Below are 616 nucleotides of genomic sequence, written 5' to 3' on the forward strand. Positions count from 1 at the left end.
TTGGCGTCGTCCCAGTCTGCCCAGGTGCGTACCGGGATTTGGCTTCGCAGCAGCGACCCCGGTTTGGTGGCACGACGCCCCTTGAGCTGGCGTTTGGCTCGTTCACCCGCCAGACGACGATCAATGGTGGCCGCCGACATCGACGCCACCAGTTCTGCGGTCTGGTCATCGATGACCAGCTCCCCGAACTGGCGCAACACGGCCACGAGTTCGGTCAACATCGGCGCCAGCCTCTTGCCGGCCGGCATTCCCAGTACTAGCCAGCACACCGTAAGCGCGGCAATGACGTTCGGCCCGTATATGGGTGGACGCGGACTTCGCCTCGGCGCCACCACCCTGGGTTGCAACGCCGCCCTGAGCGCCTTGCGGGCATGGTTACGGTGCCACCCGGTGTTGGCGCACAACTCGTCCAGAATCCTGCTCTTGGCTGGCCTATCTGCCACCACGTAGCGGATCGCGGTCATCTCGGTCACAGCCCTGCGCTCGGCCAACGTCAACCCCATCACTTGGGCCTACCGACACCTCCACGGAGGCCTCAGGCAGGCACGCCGCACACGCGCATTTTGAATGAGGCAACGAAGAGCCACTTCGCGCGCATAAAAGGCGAGTCAACGCG

The 616-nt window shown here is 64.4% G+C and carries 1 pseudogene; it reads right to left on the reverse strand.

Going from position 1 to position 616, the window contains the following annotated elements:
• A pseudogene (locus BST14_RS28235) lies at nt 1-503 on the reverse strand (integrase catalytic domain-containing protein); the annotation flags it as partial.
• Nucleotides 504-616: the final 113 nt, after the last annotated feature.

The sequence above is a fragment of the Mycobacterium arosiense ATCC BAA-1401 = DSM 45069 genome (assembly GCF_002086125.1).
GTDB lineage: Bacteria > Actinomycetota > Actinomycetes > Mycobacteriales > Mycobacteriaceae > Mycobacterium > Mycobacterium arosiense.